Below are 20,797 nucleotides of genomic sequence, written 5' to 3'. Positions count from 1 at the left end.
AATGAATATTACTTCGTACAACCGCTACCAGGCTTTTGCCGTTCACCTGGCGGTCAGTTTTGTTATTTTTCTTGTTCTGTTGTTGCTGGTGTTTTACGTCTGGTATCCGGGTATTTTCTTTGAGTCAGAAAAAGGCTGGAAAGCCATTGCACTAATCGCAGGTGTCGATCTGGTTCTCGGCCCGCTTTGCACCCTGATTGTTTTTAACCCGGCGAAAAAAAGCCTGAAAATGGATCTGGCGATTATTGCGTTATTACAGGCCGGCGCACTGATTGCCGGCAGTTACCTGATACATGAACGCCGGCCGGTGGCTTTAATCAGCATTTATCCTGCCAGTGGCTTTCAGACTCTCTACGCCTCGGGAGTAACACAGGAAGTGTTGGGCACAGTTAAACAGGCTGCCACTCCGCTCTTTTATTACAGCAACGAAAGTGTCGGATTATCCGGCACGCTGGAAGCGCAAAACATCAAGCCATTGACTAAAGAGTGGATTCTGGAGAATTTCCAGCCCATTAGTGATACAGATCACACTTTCGGCATTTCGCTGGACAAGGGACTGAAAGACAACGTACAGCTTAAATTTGATCAAAACGGTGTTTTTTGGGAACTGGCGCACACTCATAAAAAAACAAACGTCCAAAAGTGACGCAGAGCGTCACTTTTGGAATGCATCATTTTGTTAATAGCTGAACTATTCGCGTTTTATTGGGCTTGCGCAGCGCCAATAAGCTTGGCACACTCTTCGCACCATCCAGCATGAATGGCTCTGACCCGGAGATGTGCTGCAAGGCCGACTATGAGCCCGAGCACAAACGAGTCAAGAATTAAAAAATCTCAAATCGAGTGGAGAATCCCCATGTTAAAACAAGTTCAAAAAGGTTTTACCCTGATTGAATTGATGATCGTTATTGCGATTATCGGTATTCTGGCTTCCGTGGCTCTGCCTGCGTACCGCGAGTACATCATCAACACCCAGATGTCGACTGTTTTCGCCTCTGTAGCTAACGTTCAGCGCGCATTTGATACCAACCTGTCCCGTCACGGTGAAGCCTGGTTGGATACAGCGGCCCCTGCAGCTGCACAACCAGCCGTAGGTCAGGCTCCAGTATGTCCAGTGGCCGATCCTTGCTGGCAGGTTAACTACGGCCTGCGTGCTGCACCAGACACAAACACTATTGATGGTGTAAGTCTGGTAGATATCGTTGCAGGTGCTGCCCCTGTTGCTAATACGTGCGCAGGCTTTCTTTTAGCCAACATGCCTGCTGGCGTCGTTACCCCTACCGCAGCTATCCGCATCACATTCGATGGCTCTATCGATATCGATGTACAGGGTGATATTATCCTGACTCCGATTCTGACTGGCAACTCCACCAATCTGAACTGGCACGTTTCTGCTGATCCTGCTGGCACTCTGGCTGGTGCTGCGGACCTTGCGGGTGTTGCCTGTAAGTGGATGCACGAAAACATCAACTCTGACTACATCTGATAGTTAGCCTGTTGATAAAAACCCCGCTCCGGCGGGGTTTTTTATTGCCTCTGCCCCTCCTCTTGCCACGCCCAATCTCTGGCTTATCCCCACGCCCTCTGGTATGTTCTGATACAAAAAGCACAATGCCTTTGGGGAATCTCTATGGCCGTTTTGACCGGCTTACCACGCCGTATCGTTGAGCAGAATCTGGTGAACAGCCAGCAGGCTCAGGAAATCATCAATAAGGCAAAGCAGGACAAAATCAGTTTTGTTGCCGCCGCCGTTGCATCGGGTTACATAAAATCACGTGCCATTGCACTGCTGGCTTCTGAAGAGTTCGGCCTCCCCCTGCTGGATCTCAGTGCCTTTGATTTTGAGCTGATGCCCAAAGAACTGGTCAGCCGTGAACTGATCGAAAAGCACCGGGTTCTGCCATTGTTTCAGCGCGGAAACCGTCTGTTTGTCGCGCAAAGCGACCCATCCGCCATGCTGGCGATCGACGAAATCAAGTTTAATACCGGCATGACCGTCGAGGCGGTACTGGCTGAAGAAGATAAACTCGGCAGTGCTGTCGATAAATTCCTGGCCGCTAACGACAACAGCTTTGGTGATCTGGACGGTGATCTCGACGATGTGGATCTGGAAGACCCGGACGCCCGGGATAAAGCCCAAGAAGCCGAGAAGGATTCCTCCGGCGACGACGCTCCGATCGTACGTTTTGTTAATAAAATGCTGCTCGATGCGATTAAAGGCGGCGCTTCCGATATTCACTTTGAGCCTTACGAAAAGCGCTACCGGGTACGTTACCGTACCGATGGCATGCTGCATGAAGTTGCCAGCCCGCCAGTCAACCTTGCCGGCAAGATTGCTGCGCGCTTAAAGGTGATGTCACAGATGGATATCTCTGAGCGGCGCGTTCCCCAGGATGGCCGTATCAAGATGAAGCTGTCCAAAACCAAGGCCATCGATTTCCGCGTCAATACCCTGCCAACCCTGTGGGGTGAAAAGATCGTACTGCGTATTCTCGATCCTTCTTCAGCCAAGCTGGGGATTGATATGCTCGGTTATGAAGCCGATCAGAAAGCCCTGTATCTGGATGCCCTGGCCAAGCCGCAGGGCATGATTCTGGTTACCGGCCCGACCGGTTCCGGTAAAACGGTATCCCTGTATACCGGTCTGAATATCCTTAACGTGGAAGGCACCAATATTTCCACCGCGGAAGACCCGGTAGAAATTAACCTCGAAGGTATTAACCAGGTAAACGTAAACGCCCGTGTCGGTCTCGACTTCGCAGCAGCTCTGCGCTCCTTCCTGCGTCAGGACCCGGATGTGGTAATGGTGGGGGAAATCCGGGATCTGGATACCGCCTCTATCGCCATCAAAGCGGCCCAGACCGGTCACTTAGTGCTTTCCACCCTGCACACCAACAGTGCTGCCGAAACCCTGACCCGTCTGGCCAATATGGGTGTGCCATCGTTCAATATTGCCACCTCGGTCAGTCTGATTATCGCCCAGCGTCTGGCGCGGCGTTTATGCGCAAGCTGCAAAGCCCCGGCAGAGATTCCTAAAGAGCTGCTGCTGGAGGCCGGATTCACCGAAGAACAGCTGCAAACCGCTGAGATTTATAAGCCGGTTGGCTGTGAGCAATGTAAAGGCGGTTATAAAGGCCGTGTCGGTATTTATGAAGTAGTTAGAATAACCGATGCTATCTCCCGTATTATCATGGAGGGCGGCAACTCGATTGAGATTTCTGATGCAGCGCGCAAAGAGGGTTTTAACGATTTGCGTACATCGGCGCTGCAAAAGGTCGCCCAAGGGGTTACCAGCCTGGAAGAAGCCAACCGGGTAACCACCGACTAAGTTTTACGGCAGCCCTGTGCTGCCCATAGCATGGATACAACAGCACAATGGCTAAGCAAATAAAGAACAGCGCCTTTGCCTGGGAAGGCATCAATCGCCGCGGCCAGACAATTAAGGGCGAAATGAGCGGCCAGAATGCCGCAATGGTCAAGGCGCAGCTGCGTAAGCAGGGTGTTAACCCGCTGAAGGTACGCAAAGTTGCGCAACCTTTACTGGGAATGGGTGGGCTGGGCAAGAAAAAGATTAAATCGTCCGATATCACCTTTTTTACCCGGCAGATGGCGACCATGATCAAAGCCGGTGTTCCTCTGGTGCAGTCCTTTGATATCGTCGCCGATGGTATTGATAACCCATCGATGAAAGAGCTGATTCTGGGCCTGCGCGATACCGTATCTGCGGGTAATGACTTTGCCTCTGCACTGAAGCAGCACCCTGAGTACTTTGATGAGCTTACCTGCAATCTGGTCGAGTCCGGCGAACAGGCCGGTGCCCTTGAAGCCATGCTGGAAAAAGTGGCTAACTACAAAGAAAAAACCGAGATTCTGAAGGCCAAAATCAAAAAGGCGATGACCTACCCCCTTGCCACACTCGCTGTGGCTTTTGTGGTAACCGCTATCCTGTTGATTAAAGTAGTACCCACCTTTGACTCTATGTTCCGCAGCTTTGGTTCGCAGCTGCCGGCACCAACACAGTTTGTGGTTTATCTGTCTGAACAGGCTCAGGCCTATTACCTGCATGTACTGGGCCTTCTGGCCGTTGCCGGTGCTTTTTTCTCACAGGCAATGAAACGCTCACCGGCTTTCCGCAATAACTTTGAGCGCCTCACCCTTAAGCTTCCCGTGTTCGGCGATCTTATCCGCAAGGCGGCGGTTGCCCGTTATGCCCGGGTTCTGTCGACGACCTTTGCTGCCGGTGTGCCCTTAGTAGAAGCGTTGGAGTCGGTTGCCGGTGCGGTAGGCAATGTTGTTTACCGCGAAGCCGTACTGAAAATCCGCGATGAAGTATCCTCTGGCCAGCAGATGCACTTTGCGATGCGTTCCACCGGTGTGTTTCCCAATATGGTGGTACAGATGACCAGTATCGGTGAGGAATCCGGTGCCCTTGATGCCATGCTGGATAAAGCCGCCACTTATTTCGAAGATGAAGTGGATAACGCCGTCGACAATATGACAGCCCTGCTTGAGCCGATGATTATGGCGTTCCTCGGTGTGGTAATCGGTGGTCTGATTATCGCCATGTACCTGCCAATCTTCGAGATGGGTAAAGCGATCTGATGAAGCTGCTGCAACTGCTGGCCGACAACCTTGTCTGGCTGGCTATTTTTATCGCGCTGTTCAGCCTGCTGATCGGCAGTTTCCTCAATGTGGTTATCCTGCGCTTTCCGGTCATGATGTTCCGCAGCTGGAAGCAGGATTGCCTGGAAATGGACAGTAGCCTGCCAAAGCACCCGGCCATTGACGATCTGAGTAAGCCCTTCAACCTGCTAAAGCCTGACTCACACTGCCCCAAATGTCAGGTTCCGGTGAAAGCCTGGCAGAATATTCCGCTGCTGAGCTGGGTCTTACTGCGCGGTAAGTGTGCCGGTTGCGGCACCCCTATAGGCCTGCGTTATCCGGCGGTTGAGATCGCCACCGCCATCCTCAGTACGGCGTTATTACTGGTGTACCCCTGGGGTTGGCAGCTGGCAGCTATGCTGGTGTTCACCTGGCTGTTAATCAGCATGTCGGTGATTGATATCGACCATCAGATTCTGCCCGACACCATGACATTAAGCCTTCTGTGGCTGGGGCTGTTGGTTAACAGTCAGGGATTATTCACCGATCTGGAAAGTGCGGTATACGGCGCCGCTGCAGGCTATATGGCGCTGTGGAGTGTGTTCTGGATCTTCAAGCTGGTGACTGGCAAAGAGGGAATGGGCTACGGCGACTTTAAGCTGCTGGCTGCACTCGGAGCCTGGCTCGGCGTACAAAGTCTGCCGCTGATTATTCTGCTCTCTTCCGTGGTGGGTGCCATGGTGGGTATTGCCGGCATTATCATTCTCGGACGGGACAAAAACCTTCCGATTCCTTTTGGCCCCTATCTGGCCGCTGCGGGTTGGATTGCCGCCCTCTGGGGCAATGATATCAGCCAGTGGTATCTGGGCCGTTTCTGACAGGTAATAATCAGCAATGTGGGTTTTGGGTTTAACCGGTGGAATTGGCAGTGGCAAAACCGCTGCCAGTGACTTTTTTGCCAGCAAAGGCATTACCGTGGTGGACGCCGACATCGTCGCCCGCGAAGTAGTTGAGCCAGGTCAGCCGGCCTGGCAGGCAATCAAACAGCACTTCGGCGAACAGGCACTGCTGGCTGACGGTAGTCTTAATCGTGCCTGGCTGCGTGACAAAGTTTTCTCCGAGCCGGAGGAACGGAAGTGGCTGGAATCCCAGACCCACCCGCGCATCCGTGACAGCATTATCCGCCAGTTGCAGCAAGCAACCTCTGCCTATGCCATTCTGGTGTCACCCCTGTTGTTCGAATCGGGTCAGGCATTATTAACACAACATACACTGCTGATTGACGTGCCGGTCGATATTCAGATTGCACGGGCGACTTCCCGCGACCAGAATAACGCCGATCAGATCCGCCGTATCATCGCCGCACAAATGCCGCGCGATGAACGCCGTGCACGCGCCGATGATATTGCCGATAACAGCCAGGGGCTGGCTGAGCTGCACCAGCAACTGGAACTGTTACACAACAGCTACCTGTTGCGTGCCGCCTCATAATAAAATAGCCAGCAACAGCGCCTGACTGACATGCGATGAGCAAACCTGCGAGAACCCCATGAAAGTAAACTGCCCGACCTGTAAAAAAGACGTGGAATGGATTGCGGAAAATAAATACCGTCCATTCTGCTGCGAACGCTGCAAACTGATTGATCTGGGCGAATGGGCCAGCGAAGGTCATGCCATTCCCGGCAAACCGGCCGATGAAGTACTGATGTCGGAAGAATGGCAGCAGGAACAGAATAAGCCGTACAACTGATTATCCTGCGGCCGGCTTAGCAAAGCACGGCCGCTGGACAAGGGAAAATACCAACTTTACTGAACAGCCGCAGCGTTTTTCCCGCGCAGTTTCTCCCACACAGCCATTACACCCACCAGCACCGCTCCGGCCAGTAAGCCCACCAGCAGATTAAATACCAGCGGCAGTAATGCACCACTAATGTCCGCCAGCCATGGCAGCGTTGTGCCCCAGCTGTGAATCGCCCAACCGGATGCGGAATGCGCCAGATGCTCAAGCTGTGGTACGCCGTGCATCAGGATACCGCCGCCCACCAGAAACATCGCCAGCGTACCGACCACCGATAAGGTTTTCATCAGCCAGGGAGCCAGAACCAACAGTCCGCGACCGATGCCCTGTAGCATGCTGTTGCTGCGTTCACTGAGATACAGACCGGCATCATCCATCTTCACAATCGCCGCCACCAGGCCATAAACGCCAAAGGTAAACAGCAGGGCTAAGGCCGAGACAACCAGCACCTGAGTGGTAAAACTGGCCTGCGCAACCGAGCCCAGGGTAATCACAATAATTTCTGCCGAAAGAATAAAATCGGTGCGTATCGCGCCTTTGATTTTGCCCTGCTCAAACGCCAGTAAATCTTCAGAACCATTGAGCAACGCCTGCTGTAATTGCTGTTTGCCAGCTTCCGCCTCTTTGCGGTGTAAAATGCTGTGCAGCAGTTTTTCAACGCCTTCAAAACACAGATAAGCGCCGCCCAGCATCAGCAGAATCATCACCGCCCAGGGCGCAAATGCACTGATCAGCAGTGCCGCCGGCACCAGAATCAGCTTGTTCTTCAATGAGCCTTTGGTAACCGCCCACACCACCGGCAACTCACGCTCGGCACGAATACCGGAAACCTGCTGCGCATTGAGCGCCAGATCATCCCCCAGCACGCCACTGGTTTTCTTCGCCGCGACTTTCGACAGCACAGCCACGTCATCCAGTACCGTGGCAATATCGTCCAGCAGCGCTAATAAACTTGCACCCGCCATTGTTATTCCTTTTTCAATTTATTGGTGATTCAGAAAAGCGTCGACTTCGTCCGCCCAGTCGAGCCAGGCCTGCACTGACAGAATGCCGCGACGCAAAGTAAGGTATGGAAAGCGGTAACGCTGCCGCTCAGCTTCAGGCAACGCCAGATAATGCTGTTCAATCGACAACAGCGCTGCCCGGTTCTGCTCATACAGTTTGCGGTGATGGGCAATATCCGCCCGGATATTGTCCGCTTCACGCAAATGGCCGCCATACAAACGCACCAGCAGACTGTCATTGACCTTCTGCGGCTTGCTGGTTTCAGCCAGCCAGTCAAGCAAGGCATTATGGCCAGTCGGTGTCAGCTCATACACCTTGCGGTCAGGCTTTCCCTGTTGCGGCTCGGTGCGCAGCGTCAGCCAGCCGGCTTCGTGCATCCATTTAAGCTGTTGGTAAATCTGCTGATGACTGGCATTCCAGAAATAGCCCATATGCTCACGGAAACGCTTCAGCAGGTCATAGCCTGACCCCGACTCGGTTTCCAGCAACACCAGAATGGCGTGTTTCAGCGACACTGCGTTCTCCTTAATTTTCGCCGTCATTCTACCTGTCCGGGCTTGCATCGCCTATGCGGGCGGGATAATCTGACAAACATATGCAATTTTTTGCATAACTGGATTGCAATAACAATAACAAAACACCCGCCCCATACGGAGGAGCACCCCATGAGCAAGGTCAAAGTAAGAACCGGCACCCGCTTCCGCGCCAATCGCGCCGACAGCCATTACGATGTGATTGTGATTGGCTCCGGCATGGGCGGCCTGACAACCGCCGCTTTTCTGTCTTTGCTGGGCCAGAAGGTCGCGGTACTTGAACAGCATTACACCGCCGGAGGCTTTACCCATGCTTATGACCGTGAAGGTTTTGAATGGGATGTCGGCGTGCATTACATCGGTGAAGTTCATAAGCCCTCTACCCTGCGCCGGGTATTTGATGTGGTCAGCGAAGGACGTCTGCAGTGGGCGGAAATGGAACCTGAATACGACCGCATTATTCTCGGCAAAGAAGAGTATGGTTTTGTTGCCGGCCGGGATAACTTTGCCGCCATGCTGAAAGAACGCTTCCCGGAGGAAGCGCAGGCGATTGATCGTTACATCGAACTGATCCGTGAAATGAGCCGCAAGACCCCGCGTTTTTTTGCCGGCCAGGCGATGCCACCGTTACTGGCACGGGCCTATAACCTCATTCGTCCGCTGCTTCTGCCGAAAGAATTTTTCCAGACCACCCGTGAGGTGCTGGAAAATCTCACCTGCAACCAGCAATTAATTTCGGTACTGACCGGCCAATGGGGCGATTACGGTCAGACACCTACCGACGCCGCCTTCATTATGCACGCTTTAATTGCCAAGCATTATCTGGCCGGTGGCGCCTATCCGGTGGGCGGCGCTTCGGCTATTGCCCGCACTATTATTCCGACTATCCAGAAATCCGGCGGCGAAGTCTTTACCTACGCCGATGTCGACGAAATCATCGTGCGTAATAACCGCGCCTGTGGCGTGCGCCTGGCCAATGGCACCGAGCTGACGGCCACTCGCGTGGTCAGCAACGCCGGCTTCTGGAATACCACCCAGCGCCTGCTGCCCGCCGATGTGCGGAAAAAACTGGGCACCGAACGCTGGGCCAAACAGGTGCAGCGTTCAAGCGCTCATTATTGTATTTATGCCGGCTTTGAAGGGACCGCCGAAGAACTGGGTTTAAACACCACCAACCTGTGGATTTACCCAAGCGCTGATCACGAAGGTAATCTGCAGCGCTACTATGACGATCCGGAGCAGGAATTTCCGGTGGTTTATATTTCCTTCCCATCGGCCAAAGACCCTGACTGGAACAACCGCTTTCCGGGTAAATCCACCGTCGAAATTGTCACCGTCGCCAAACACGAATGGTTCAGCCAGTGGAGCGGCAGCACCTGGAATCAGCGTGGCGAAGAGTACGAAAATATCAAAGCCCGCGTCAGCGAACGTCTGCTGGAAAAACTCTACCAGCGGCTGCCGCAATTACGCGACAAACTGGTATTTCAGGAATTATCCACACCGTTGTCGAGCGACTGGTTCCAGAAAAGCACAGCCGGTGAAATCTATGGCCTTGATCACTTTGTCGATCGTTTTAAAAAGCCGTTTCTGCATCCGGTTACACCGATTAAAAATCTCTATATGACCGGCGCCGATGTGATGACTGCGGGGGTTGGCGGTGCCTTAATGGCGGGCATGATGACCGCCTGTGCGATGCAGGGACGTAAAGCCGGAGAGGTATTAAAACTGCTGAAAGAATGGCAGCCACCTCAGCAAGATGAAACGGAAACCGCCAAAGAAACAACCGACAAGAAAAACGCCGGGCAAACTGAAACAGCCTGAGCTGGCAGTGTTTTAACGACACTTTCTCGTTCCCAGGCTCCGCGGGAATGCAACGGCGTCAGCAAAGACTCCCACGCAGAGCGTGGGAGCCAGATACTGCGAGTACTTCTCGTTCCAGGCTCCGCGTGGGAATGCAAAGTAAGGCGGGAAATTTATTGAAGACTGCGTAACCCAGCGCTGGCGGTCTGACACTCACCATCATCGAAACACAGGGTTAATGGCAGCGGTTCCGTCAAAGGTAACTGCAGCTTAAACAACATTAAATGCAAACCACCGGGCTGCAGGCTCACCGTTTCGCCCGCCGGAATCGTCAGCAACTCCAGCTGACGCATACGCATCACGCCGTTATCATGCAAGTGGGTGTGTATTTCAATAATTCCCGCCCAGTCTGCACTGACACTGACCAGTGTTTTATCGGTGGCTGACGTATTAGTGAGCGTCATAAATGCCGCGCTCATATAGCGCCCGGGAATCGGTTCGCGTACATAGGCGCCGCTCACATCCAGCGGTTGAGACAACGCTATTACAGAGCCCGTGAGTCCCAACAGCAATACCAAAACAGCAGTCATATTACGCATAATAATTTCTCCGCACGACAGCGTATAAACTGGGCGCATTGTACTGGTTACAGCCTATGGATACAGAGGCAAAATGTCGCAGTATCAGACATCGTCGGCCGGTAATTGCCAGGCATGAGCATCAGCCAGTGCCGCCAGCGGCCTGCTGAAAAAATAACCGCTCATACCGTCCACGCCGGTCTGGCGCAGCACCGCAACATCGTCGGCTTCTTCAATACCTTCACCAAGAATCAGCAGATCCAGATTATGGGCAATCTGCACCATCGACTGGATAAAGAAGCGGTGATCCTGCGCCTGATGCAGGCCACGGTTAAAGCTGCCATCTATACGGATGTAATCCAGCGGCAACCGCTGCAGATACGCAAAGGCCATGCTGCCGGTACCTACCTGATCGACGCCAAGAGTGACGCCAAATGGTTTCAGCTGTATAGCCAGCCGCGCCAGCGCACTTTCGATACCCGCCAGAGAAGATTCCGGAACCTCCAGTGCAATATGCGTGGCCAGCTGCGGGGCTGCGCGGAATAACTCACTCAGACGCTGATGAAACTGCTCATCCAGAACCGAAGCCGGGGAAATATTAATACAATAACGAATACTTTCCTGCGGGGCATGCTGCTCCAGTAAAGCCAGCACCTGAGCGACAATAGTGGCATCGTAACGCGCTGCCAGCTGATGCTGCTCAACCATTGGCCAGAAGCGTGCTGCCGACAGCGTTTCTCCCTGCCAGACGATGCGGCTGAATACCTCAAACTGCAGTAAGCGGCGATTGCGGTTACTGATCACCGGCAGAAACTGTAATTGCAGCGCTCCCGCCTCCAGAACACCGGTCAATAACTCGCGCCATTCACCGGCCGTCCACTCCTGAACCCCACTGCTGTTATCACTGCGGTACAACTGCGCGCGGCCTTCCGGTGAGCGCTGCGCCTGACGCAAGGCCGCATCGGCACGACTTAACGCCTGTACCGGGTCATCCTGAATCCCCTGCAGAAACACGCCGCCCAGATGAAACACCAGATCTTTACGGCGTGACAGCACACTGGTCACCAGCTGACTGTACATCTGCTGCAGCAAAGTATCGCCCTGCGCCTGATCGGCACAGGGAATATAGAGCGCGAAATCGCTGCCGGAGCGGCGACCACTGAAGGCCGCCGGAAATTCCTGCAAACAACGCAGCAATTCCGCCCCCAGCAGATGCAGCACATCATCCACACTCTGGCGCCCCTGCGCCTGATTGAGCTCAGCCAGATTCTGCAGCTGCAACAGCATCAGCACACCACTGTGTTCCTCACCGCGCTGCAGAATATGTTGCAGACGCTGATCAAAACCGCGGCGGTTGAGCAAGCCGCTGACACTGTCATTAAAAGACTCTGCCCGCAGCTGCTCGGTCATAGCCGACTGCTCGGTAAAAATACTTTGCAGCTTCTGCACCATTTTATTCATCGCCAGCACCATGCGCCGCAGCTCGCGTGGGCGCGGAATTTCGGTCTGAACCTGCCACTGCCGTTCACAGATGGCCAGCGCCTGACGCTCAACCCGCGCCAGCGGCCGGAATAACCAGCCCAGCAGAATCTGCAACAGCACCAGACTGACCACCAATACCCACGCAAACCAGATCAGTTCAGCACGAACCATGGCCCACAGATCGCGGTAGGCAAAATCACTGTGGCTGATAATGCGTACGGTACCCAGGCGCTGCCACTGGCGGGTAACATCCGCTTCTGCCGGAATCATGTCCAGCCCGACCCAGTGCATAAACCAGCGCGGTGCGGGCAAATCACCCGCCGTATCCCGGCTGCGGCGGTAGATAGGTTCATTATCGACACGCTGCAATTCGATCTCTGCAAAAAAACCGCGGTCAAACAGTACATCCATCAGACGGGTTAACTGCACTTCGTCATCAGCCGCGACCTGCGACATCGACAGAGCCAGCGAGGTTGCTGCATCGTAAGCACGGGCATTGAGCTGCTGCTGGAAGTAATCACGGCCATTCATCACCATTACCAGCAGGTTTCCTGCCAGCAGGATAATCACCAGCAAACCGGTAAGCAGGGAGAATTGTTGTCGCAATGTCATTGTTATAAGTCCATTCCCAGTTGGTTCATGCGGATACGTAAATCCGTCCATAAATCGAGCTTATTCGGATTGCCCATGCGAATCCCCTGCCCTTTCATCCGTTCCAGCCACATACCATCGCCATTAAAACTGTAAACCGGCGACAGGTCACCGCGCTCACTGGCCGGCGCAATAACATTGATCAGATTATCCAATACCAGAGGCACCGCATCCGGTGTGGGAAAATAGGTTAACACCATATGCGCCTGATTCAGACGAATCGCTTTGACGTAAGTGATGCGCAGTTTACTGGTGTCGACTCCAAGCTGGCGCAATGAGTAATATTTGGCGATCACATAGTCTTCGCAATCGCCACCATCACTGCCCAGCGCTTCATAGGGCGTGGCCCAGTAATCATCTTTGCCCCAGTGCTTTTCATCACTGACAAAGCGCAGCTCGCGGTTAAAAAACGCGTTCACGCCTTTGAGTTTGTCGGACTCACTGGCATCCGCCAGCCCATCCAGCGCCTGGCGCCAGGCGTCGATCCGCGCAGCACCTTTGGCATCATATTGTTGCTGCGCCATACCTGTCAGCGATTCCGGTACCCAGTGTTTGGTGTCGGCATACAGACCTTCCTGCCCGGCAAAATGCCAGCACAGCCAAATCAGCAGTAACCACAACGGCCAGCGGACAGGTACCGGAGGCCGGCGGCAGTGAAACACAGCAGTGGAAAAATCCATGCGCAGAAAGGCAACCAGAAGATAACAATTGTTACCGTTAAGCATAGACAGACAACATGAGTCCGGTACAAAAACTGCTATTCTTAGAACACCTGTAGCTAAGAAGTAACATCAGATGACGGATAACCTGACGCCTGCTGCCCGTTTAAAACAACACTTCTCCTTCCGGGTAATCAATCAGGTTCGTCAGGTTATTGATCTCTGGCGCCAGTTGCCGGCTCAGCACTGGAGTGCCGAGCGCATGATGGATTTCACCCTCGCTGTGGAAAAGCTGGTGCGTTTCTCACAGCGATTTGAAGCCGCCCGCCATGAAAAACTGGCGCGTCAGCTATTATCCACACTGGCTCATATCGCCGTTGGCCACAGCCCGGACAGTGCCCAGCTGGAAAGTCTTAACCAGACCATTATCGCGCTCAGTAAAACGGCACTGCGTCATACCGATGATAAGGCCGCCGAAACACTGATTCCGGAAAAGAAACCGGTTTATATCGCCCTCAGCAATACCGACCACGCCCTGACCATGGCCGAGCAGATGCAATACTTTGGTTTGCGGCCAGAGCTGCAGCGTACCGCCCACGACTTCAGTCAGGCGCTGGAGCGGCGCCATCCGGCAGCCGTGGTACTGGATCTCGATTTTGCCGGCCCCGGCCAGGGACTGGAGCTGGCGCAGAGTCTGCAACAGAGCCGTGAAAATCCGCTGCCGGTGCTGTTCACCTATCGTGAAACACCACCGACGCTGGAGCAGCGTCTGGCCACACTGCGCAACGGTGGTCTGGGCATTTACGAAGAAATGGACGTACAGTCGGTTATCGGCCATCTGGAAAACCTGCTCGACAGCACGCCCGATGTGCCGTTCAAGATTCTGATCATTGACGACTCCCGCGCCCAGGCGACCCATACCGCCAACGTACTGAATAAAGCGGGCATGGTCACTCAGGTCGCTAATGACCCTTTGCTGGTGCTTGATGTGCTCAGCGGATTTACACCGGATCTGATCCTGATGGATATGTATATGCCCGGCTGTAATGGCATGGAGCTGGCCAAAGTTATCCGCCAGCAACGCGAATACATTAATCTGCCCATCATTTACCTGTCCGGCGAAGAAGACCGCGAACGCCAGCTGGCTGCGATGGCCGAAGGCGGCGATGACTTTTTAACCAAACCCGTCGATCCCGGACACCTGCTCACCACCCTGCGTAACCGTGTCAGCCGTGCCCGTCAGCTGCAGAACCTGATCGCCTGCGACAGCCTCACTGGCCTGCTGAATCACACCCACCTGCTCGGCGCCCTGCAGGATGCGATGCGCAAAAATGAAGATGTGCCCATCAGTTTTGTGATGGTCGACATTGATCACTTTAAACAGGTCAATGACCGCTATGGCCATCCGGCCGGCGATCTGGTGATCCGCAATCTGTCACTGTTTCTGCGCCAGAGCCTGCGCAAGTCCGATCCGATCGGCCGTTATGGCGGTGAAGAGTTTGCCATCATCCTGATCGACGCCACCGCTCAGCAAGCCCGTCAGATTATGGACGATATCCGCCTCAACTTTGCCAACCTGATTCATGACGGCCAGTCACTGCGCGTTACCTTCTCCTGCGGTATCGCCGAATGGAGTGGCCAGAGCATCAGCGAACTGGTCGCGACCAGCGATCAGGCGTTGTATCGCGCCAAACATAATGGTCGCAATCAGGTGCAAACCGCCGAACAGGGCGAATAACCAGGCTATCCCCGCCAGAACTGGACGCTCGCCGGGTTTTTCGGCAAACTCGCGGGCTTTCGGGTCATATTGGCCGGGCTGTGTGTTGCAGCCCGCCGCCTGTCCCCTTACTTCTTTATCTTCAGGGTAATCATCATGGCAAGCATTCTGGTATTGCAGGGACCGAATCTGAATCTGCTGGGCAGCCGTGAGCCACATATTTACGGCCATACCACCCTCGCCGATATTGAACAGCAGCTGAGCCAGAAGGCCAGCGCCGCAGGTTTTACCCTGGAACAATTCCAGAGCAACGCCGAGCATGAGCTGATCAACCGCATCCATGCCGCACGCGCCGATGGTACGGCCTTTATCCTGATTAATCCGGCTGCCTTTACCCACACCAGTGTCGCCCTGCGCGATGCACTGGCTGGTGTTGCCATTCCTTTTATCGAAATTCACATTTCCAATGTCCATGCACGCGAAGCCTTCCGCCATCATTCCTATCTGTCGGATATCGCCGTCGGAGTGATTGCCGGACTCGGTGTGCAGGGCTACGACCTGGCGTTGCAGGCGGCCATCAGCCGTTTAAACGCGGAGAACGCATAATATGTCCTGGATTCAGATCCGTATTCACGCCACTCAGGCCGAAGTTGAAGCGGTTGAAAATGCATTACTGGCCGCCGGTGCCTTATCCGTTACCCTGCAGGATGACGCCGACCAGCCGATTCTTGAGCCCGAACTGGGTACCACGCCCATCTGGGACAAAACCCAGATCATCGGCCTGTTTGATGCCAATCAGGACAGCGATGCCCTGCTGGAGCAGATTGCCCTGATGTACGCCGCCGAAGGTGGCAGCGGACTGCCGCAGCACAAACTCGAACTGGTGGAAGACAAAGACTGGGTCCGCGCCTGGATGGACGATTATCATCCGATGCCATTCGGCAAGCGCCTGTGGGTCTGCCCAAGCTGGCGTGAACCACCTGAGGCAGATGCCGTTAATCTGATGCTTGATCCGGGTCTGGCCTTTGGCACCGGCACACACCCGACCACCGCGCTGTGCCTGAAGTACCTCGACGGCGCGGTGGAAGGCAATGAACTGGTGGTCGACTATGGCTGTGGCAGCGGTATTCTGGGGATTGCCGCCCTGCTGCTTGGTGCTAAACATATGATTGGCGTCGATATCGACCCACAGGCACTGACCGCCACCCGCGACAACGCCGAGCGTAATGGTATTGATGCCAGCCAGTATGAAATCTACCTGCCGGAAGCCACGCCGGCGGTACAGGCCGATATGACAGTAGCCAATATTCTCGCCGGCCCGTTAATGAGTCTGGCGCCGCATATGGCCGAGCTGACCCGCAGCGGCGGCAAACTGGCACTGTCCGGTCTGCTGGCCGAACAGGCGGAAGAGGTATCAGCCTGTTATTCTCAGTGGTTTATCATGAACCCGGCGGAACAAATGGGTGATTGGGTTATTCTTACAGGGATTAAACGTTAAGGATCTGTCATGGCTGTTCACGTCACCCGCTGCCCACATTGTCAGACCAGCTTTCGCGTACGCGATGAGCATCTGAATGCTGCCCGTGGCATGGTACGTTGCGGCTCCTGCCTGCAGGTCTTTAAAGCGGCTGAGCACTTTATTCAGGAAGGCAGTGTGGCCGCAGCTCCCAAAGCGGAACCGGCAAAAGCACCGGCCGCGGTCAAACCTGCCGCGCCTGCTCCAGCGCCCAGCCAGCCTGCCGCCGAAGACGACGACGATGATACCGGCCTGATCTACGACGATATGGACGATGATCCGATCACCGACACCCTTGCCGATGATCCGTTTGCCGACTTTAACCTGCGTGCTCCTGAGCATCAGAAGCGTCCGAAACCCCGCATCGAGCTGGAAATGGACGACTCCATTTTCAGTCTGCGCAACGTCAGCAGCGACACCCTCGACTTTACCGATGCGGATGACGAAGACGAAGGTAAAATTCAGGACGATGAATCCTGGGCCAACGCCCTGCTGAACGACGATGACGACAGCATCCGGCAGATGAAAGAAGAGAAAGTTACCTCTTCACGCCTGAAACTGAGCGGTAACGACGAATTCAACTTTGACCTGCCACCGCCGGAAGAAGACGATTTTCACGGTTTTCTCGACGACGATGACGAACTTGAGCAACAGAAAAGCCGTGATGATTTCACTCTCGGCGGTGATGATGGCCTGCAAACCGAAACTCTGGAAATCAGCCTGCCGGTCAGCAGCATTGCCGGACTGCAGGAAGAACCCCTGCAGCTGGCCAAAAAGCGCCGCCGCAAACTTCCCTGGGGCTGGCTGACGGGTATTGTGCTGATGCTGATCGCCGCCGCTGCGCAAACACTGTATTTCCAGTTCGATAACTGGGCCAGAAGTCCGCAGTGGCGTCCTTATTACGCTCAGATCTGTGGTGTACTGGATTGCCGCCTGCCGAAAATTCAGAACATCCGCGAGATGACAACTCAGCATCTGGTTGTGCGGGCACACCCTGACCTGCAGCGTGCGCTCGTCGTCGACACTCTGCTGCTGAACAAAGCCGCTTACGAGCAGCCCTTCCCGGATCTCACCCTGGTGTTCCGCGACCTGAACGATAATATCGTTGCCAGCCGCCAGTTTACCCCGGCCCAGTATCTGTCCGGAGAACTCGCCGGACAACACGATATGCCCAGCCAGACACCGATTCATATCGCTCTGGAAATTGTCGATCCTGGCCCGGAAGCCGTCAGCTATGCCATTCAGATTGTAGGCAATCAATAATTCCCGGCGGTCAAGCGGCCGCCATCAGAATTTTTCACACTATTCATACAAAAGCAGCCAACTCCCCCTTTATTCAACAGGGGGTTATGAGTATCATACCGCGACTTTTTCGCAGCACATTTTTTGATCAGATTTCAGCGGTTTCGCATGCCTTCGATCGGCCCTTACACACTACCCAATCCAGTAGTTCTGGCGCCAATGGCAGGGGTAACTGACCGTCCGTTCCGCCAGCTCTGTCGTCAGCTGGGGGCCGGTCTGGTCGTCGGCGAAATGGTGTCATCCAGCCCGGATGTACGCCATACGCGTAAATCACAGCTGCGTCTGGATCACACCGGCGAACCGGAACCGATTGCGGTACAGATCGTCGGCGGAGACCCGGAAATCATGGCTCAGGGCGCCATATTTAATGTTGCCAACGGCGCCCAGATCATCGACATCAATATGGGCTGTCCGGCCAAGAAGGTCTGTAACAAGGCTGCCGGTTCAGCATTGCTGAAAGATGAAGCTCTGGTGAAGGACATATTACAGGCGGTTGTTGGTGCAGTTGATGTGCCGGTCAGCCTGAAAATCCGCACTGGCTGGGATCCGGACAACCGCAATGGCGTGCGCATTGCCCGCATCGCCGAAGACGCCGGCATTGTCTCGCTGGCGGTACATGGGCGCACACGTGCCTGTGGTTACAGAAATACCGTCGAATACGACACCATCCGCGCGATCAAACAAAGCGTTGGAATACCGGTGTTTGCCAACGGCGATATCACCAGCGCCCGCAAAGCCTTCGAGGTAATGCAGTACACCGGCGCCGACGGCGTGCTGATTGGCCGCGCCGCTCAGGGTCAACCCTGGATTTTCCGCGAAGTGGCCCACTATCTGGCCACCGGCGAAGAGCTTCCTGCCCCACAACTGCAGGAAGTCGAACAGATTTTATTAAGCCACCTGGAAGCGCTGTACGAGTTTTACGGCGATTTTCTGGGCGTACGGATCGCCCGCAAGCACGTCAGCTGGTACCTCCAGTATCAGAACGGCGACAGCGATTTCCGTACCCGCTTTAACCGGCTGGAAAGCTGTACCGAGCAACAACAGGCGGTGCAGCAGTTTTTTAAGGATACGATCCGGAAGAAGGAATTGGCAGCATGAACACCGATACATTGAACAGCGAAGTAATCGAAAGAAGGAAGGTTGAGACAGTGACCGATTCAGCAGACTTGCAGCAATATCTGCGCACCCCGTTAGAAGCGACACAAACCCTGCGCGACAGTGTGGAAAAAGCACTGCAAAACTACTTTGACCATCTTGATGGTCAGGCCGTGGTCGATATCTACGACATGGTGTTGTCCGAAGTGGAAGCCCCACTGCTGGAAACCGTCATGAAGTACACCCGCGATAACCAGACCAAAGCATCTGTTGTGCTCGGCCTGAACCGCGGCACACTGCGTAAGAAACTGAAGCAGTACGGCATGCTTTAAGACTTATCCTGAATACTCAGCGGCTTTGTGGCCGCTTTTTCTTTTTTTAAAACATAGAAAACCTGACCATATGAGCAACTTTATTCCTGCCAACGAGATCCCCGCGGACATCACCCCTGTACGCCGAGCCCTGATCAGCGTGTCGGATAAAACCGGAATCGTCGAATTCGCCCAGGCCCTGCAGGCGGCCGGCGTTGAAATTCTGTCCACCGGCGGTACTTACAAGCTGCTGATCGACCACCAGATTCCGGCGGTTGAAGTATCGGATTACACCGGTTTCCCGGAAATGATGGACGGCCGGGTTAAAACCCTGCATCCGAAAATTCACGGTGGTGTTCTGGGCCGTCGTGGTCAGGACGATGATGTGATGACCGAACACGGCATCAACCCGATTGATCTGGTGGTGGTTAACCTCTACCCATTCGCTGCGACCGTGGCCAAGCCTGACTGCCATCTGGCGCTGGCGATTGAAAACATCGATATCGGCGGCCCAACCATGGTGCGCTCCGCCGCGAAAAACCACGCTTACGTCGGTATCGTGGTAAACAGCAGCGACTACAGCAAGGTGCTGGAAGACCTGCAGGCACATAACGGCCTGACCTACAAAACCCGTTTTGGTTTGGCGCTGAAAGCCTTCGAACACACCGCCGCCTACGACGGTATGATCGCCAACTATCTGGGCACCATCGACCAGAACGCGGAAGTACTGAGCACGGATAACCGTCTGGCCTTCCCGCAGACCTTCAACAGCCAGTTCATCAAAGCGCAGGACATGCGTTACGGCGAGAACCCGCATCAGAATGCGGCCTTCTATGTTGAAGCCAACCCGGCCGAAGCCTCTATCGCCACCGCCAGACAACTGCAGGGCAAAGAACTGTCGTACAACAACGTGGCCGACACCGATGCTGCGCTGGAGTGTGTGAAGTCTTTCGTTAAGCCTGCCTGTGTCATCGTTAAGCACGCTAACCCTTGTGGTGTGTCTGTGGTTCCGGAAGAAGACGGCGGCATCCGTAAAGCCTACGACCTGGCTTACGCCACCGACAGCGAATCCGCCTTCGGCGGCATCATCGCCTTTAACCGCGAGCTGGATGCCGATACGGCCAAAGCCATCGTTGACCGTCAGTTTGTCGAAGTCATCATTGCGCCTAAAGTGAGCGCCGAAGCCGCCGCTGTAGTAGCTGCCAAGCAGAACGTGCGCCTGCTCGAATGTGGCCAGTGGCCAGCAGAACGTGCCGCCGGCCTGGATTACAAGCGCGTTAATGGTGGCCTGCTGGTGCAGGACCGCGATAACGGCATGATCTCCGCCGATGAACTGAAAGTCGTGACCAAGCGTGCTCCGACCGAAGCCGAACTGCACGATCTGATTTTCGCCTGGAAAGTCGCCAAGTTCGTTAAATCCAACGCCATTGTTTACGCCAAAAACCGTCAGACCGTGGGCGTGGGCGCCGGTCAGATGAGCCGTGTAAACTCAGCCCGCATCGCGGCGATCAAGGCCGAACATGCCGGTCTGGTGGTTGAAGGTGCAGTGATGGCATCCGATGCCTTCTTCCCGTTCCGCGACGGTATCGACAACGCCGCGGCTAATGGCATCAAAGCCATTATCCAGCCGGGTGGTTCGATCCGTGATGAAGAAGTAATTGCCGCAGCCGATGAAGCCGGCATTGCGATGGTATTCACAGGAATGCGTCACTTCCGCCATTAAGTGGGTCAGACGTCCGACGACACAG

At 54.6% G+C, this 20,797-nt stretch carries 19 protein-coding genes and 1 pseudogene; 15 read left to right on the top strand and 5 right to left on the bottom strand.

All coding sequences use genetic code 11. The features are described from left to right. Position 1 precedes the first annotated feature (1 nt). From HUF19_RS04165 to yacG, 7 genes and pseudogenes are all read left to right on the top strand, one after another. Positions 2 to 646, top strand: a complete 645-nt coding sequence (locus tag HUF19_RS04165) for a hypothetical protein (RefSeq protein WP_260998630.1) — start codon at positions 2 to 4, stop codon at positions 644 to 646. A gap of 210 nt (positions 647 to 856) precedes the next feature. Then, positions 857 to 962: pseudogene (locus HUF19_RS04160) on the top strand (pilin); the annotation flags it as partial. Positions 963 to 1,630: 668 nt separating this feature from the next. Continuing rightward, positions 1,631 to 3,328 carry a type IV-A pilus assembly ATPase PilB gene (gene pilB, locus HUF19_RS04155; RefSeq protein WP_260998629.1) on the top strand — a complete coding sequence of 566 codons (1,698 nt, stop codon included), beginning with the start codon at positions 1,631 to 1,633 and terminating at the stop codon, positions 3,326 to 3,328. A gap of 47 nt (positions 3,329 to 3,375) precedes the next feature. Beyond that, a complete protein-coding gene (locus HUF19_RS04150) occupies positions 3,376 to 4,602 on the top strand; it encodes a type II secretion system F family protein (protein WP_260998628.1) in 1,227 nt (408 codons plus the stop codon). After that, the gene (locus tag HUF19_RS04145) at positions 4,602 to 5,480 is read left to right on the top strand and encodes a prepilin peptidase (RefSeq protein ID WP_260998627.1); all 879 of its coding nucleotides are present in this window, start codon (positions 4,602 to 4,604) and stop codon (positions 5,478 to 5,480) included. Before HUF19_RS04150 ends, HUF19_RS04145 begins: the two co-directional genes overlap by 1 nt. A 16-nt stretch (positions 5,481 to 5,496) precedes the next feature. Continuing rightward, entirely contained in the window at positions 5,497 to 6,093 is a 597-nt protein-coding gene (coaE, locus tag HUF19_RS04140) for a dephospho-CoA kinase (protein WP_260998626.1), read from the top strand. A 58-nt stretch (positions 6,094 to 6,151) separates the two neighbouring features. Continuing rightward, the gene (gene yacG, locus HUF19_RS04135; protein ID WP_145469683.1) at positions 6,152 to 6,352 is read left to right on the top strand and encodes a DNA gyrase inhibitor YacG; all 201 of its coding nucleotides are present in this window, start codon (positions 6,152 to 6,154) and stop codon (positions 6,350 to 6,352) included. Positions 6,353 to 6,408: 56 nt separating this feature from the next. Here the strand turns inward: yacG and HUF19_RS04130 are convergent, their stop codons facing one another. Beyond that, positions 6,409 to 7,365: a DUF808 domain-containing protein gene (locus HUF19_RS04130; protein ID WP_260998625.1), complete on the bottom strand. Its 957-nt coding sequence runs from the start codon at positions 7,363 to 7,365 to the stop codon at positions 6,409 to 6,411. A gap of 18 nt (positions 7,366 to 7,383) precedes the next feature. Then, the gene (locus HUF19_RS04125) at positions 7,384 to 7,920 is read right to left on the bottom strand and encodes a PadR family transcriptional regulator (RefSeq protein ID WP_260998624.1); all 537 of its coding nucleotides are present in this window, start codon (positions 7,918 to 7,920) and stop codon (positions 7,384 to 7,386) included. Between the two features lie 150 nt (positions 7,921 to 8,070). Here HUF19_RS04125 and HUF19_RS04120 point away from each other — a divergent pair, with 150 nt between their 5' ends. Beyond that, positions 8,071 to 9,759, top strand: a complete 1,689-nt coding sequence (locus tag HUF19_RS04120) for a phytoene desaturase family protein (protein ID WP_260998623.1) — start codon at positions 8,071 to 8,073, stop codon at positions 9,757 to 9,759. A gap of 152 nt (positions 9,760 to 9,911) precedes the next feature. Here the strand turns inward: HUF19_RS04120 and HUF19_RS04115 are convergent, their stop codons facing one another. From HUF19_RS04115 to HUF19_RS04105, 3 genes are all read right to left on the bottom strand, one after another. Continuing rightward, positions 9,912 to 10,337 (bottom strand): copper chaperone PCu(A)C, encoded by a 426-nt coding sequence (locus HUF19_RS04115; RefSeq protein ID WP_260998622.1) that lies wholly within the window; start codon positions 10,335 to 10,337, stop codon positions 9,912 to 9,914. 84 nt (positions 10,338 to 10,421) lie between these two features. Then, complete coding sequence (locus HUF19_RS04110; RefSeq protein ID WP_260998621.1) at positions 10,422 to 12,410, bottom strand: bifunctional diguanylate cyclase/phosphodiesterase; 1,989 nt, start codon at positions 12,408 to 12,410, stop codon at positions 10,422 to 10,424. Between the two features lie 2 nt (positions 12,411 to 12,412). After that, on the bottom strand, positions 12,413 to 13,174 hold the full coding sequence (locus tag HUF19_RS04105; protein ID WP_260998620.1) for a transglutaminase-like cysteine peptidase: 762 nt from the start codon (positions 13,172 to 13,174) through the stop codon (positions 12,413 to 12,415). A gap of 70 nt (positions 13,175 to 13,244) precedes the next feature. Between HUF19_RS04105 and HUF19_RS04100 the strand changes: the two genes are divergently transcribed. From HUF19_RS04100 to purH, 7 genes are all read left to right on the top strand, one after another. After that, the gene (locus HUF19_RS04100) at positions 13,245 to 14,846 is read left to right on the top strand and encodes a diguanylate cyclase (RefSeq protein ID WP_260998619.1); all 1,602 of its coding nucleotides are present in this window, start codon (positions 13,245 to 13,247) and stop codon (positions 14,844 to 14,846) included. 135 nt (positions 14,847 to 14,981) lie between these two features. Then, a complete protein-coding gene (gene aroQ, locus HUF19_RS04095) occupies positions 14,982 to 15,431 on the top strand; it encodes a type II 3-dehydroquinate dehydratase (RefSeq protein ID WP_260998618.1) in 450 nt (149 codons plus the stop codon). A gap of 1 nt (position 15,432) precedes the next feature. After that, a complete protein-coding gene (gene prmA, locus HUF19_RS04090) occupies positions 15,433 to 16,323 on the top strand; it encodes a 50S ribosomal protein L11 methyltransferase (protein WP_260998617.1) in 891 nt (296 codons plus the stop codon). A 9-nt stretch (positions 16,324 to 16,332) separates the two neighbouring features. Beyond that, a complete protein-coding gene (locus HUF19_RS04085) occupies positions 16,333 to 17,604 on the top strand; it encodes a DUF3426 domain-containing protein (protein ID WP_260998616.1) in 1,272 nt (423 codons plus the stop codon). A gap of 147 nt (positions 17,605 to 17,751) precedes the next feature. Then, complete coding sequence (dusB, locus tag HUF19_RS04080) at positions 17,752 to 18,741, top strand: tRNA dihydrouridine synthase DusB (protein WP_260998615.1); 990 nt, start codon at positions 17,752 to 17,754, stop codon at positions 18,739 to 18,741. Beyond that, positions 18,738 to 19,070, top strand: coding sequence for a DNA-binding transcriptional regulator Fis (gene fis / locus HUF19_RS04075; protein WP_145469694.1), 333 nt, complete (start codon positions 18,738 to 18,740; stop codon positions 19,068 to 19,070). Before dusB ends, fis begins: the two co-directional genes overlap by 4 nt. A 70-nt stretch (positions 19,071 to 19,140) precedes the next feature. After that, the gene (purH, locus tag HUF19_RS04070) at positions 19,141 to 20,772 is read left to right on the top strand and encodes a bifunctional phosphoribosylaminoimidazolecarboxamide formyltransferase/IMP cyclohydrolase (protein WP_260998614.1); all 1,632 of its coding nucleotides are present in this window, start codon (positions 19,141 to 19,143) and stop codon (positions 20,770 to 20,772) included. The last annotated feature ends 25 nt before the right edge of the window (positions 20,773 to 20,797 follow it).

The organism is Thalassolituus hydrocarboniclasticus, assembly GCF_025345565.1.
Lineage (GTDB): Bacteria > Pseudomonadota > Gammaproteobacteria > Pseudomonadales > Oceanobacteraceae > Venatoribacter > Venatoribacter hydrocarboniclasticus.
This window is presented reverse-complemented; position numbering and strand designations above follow the sequence as displayed.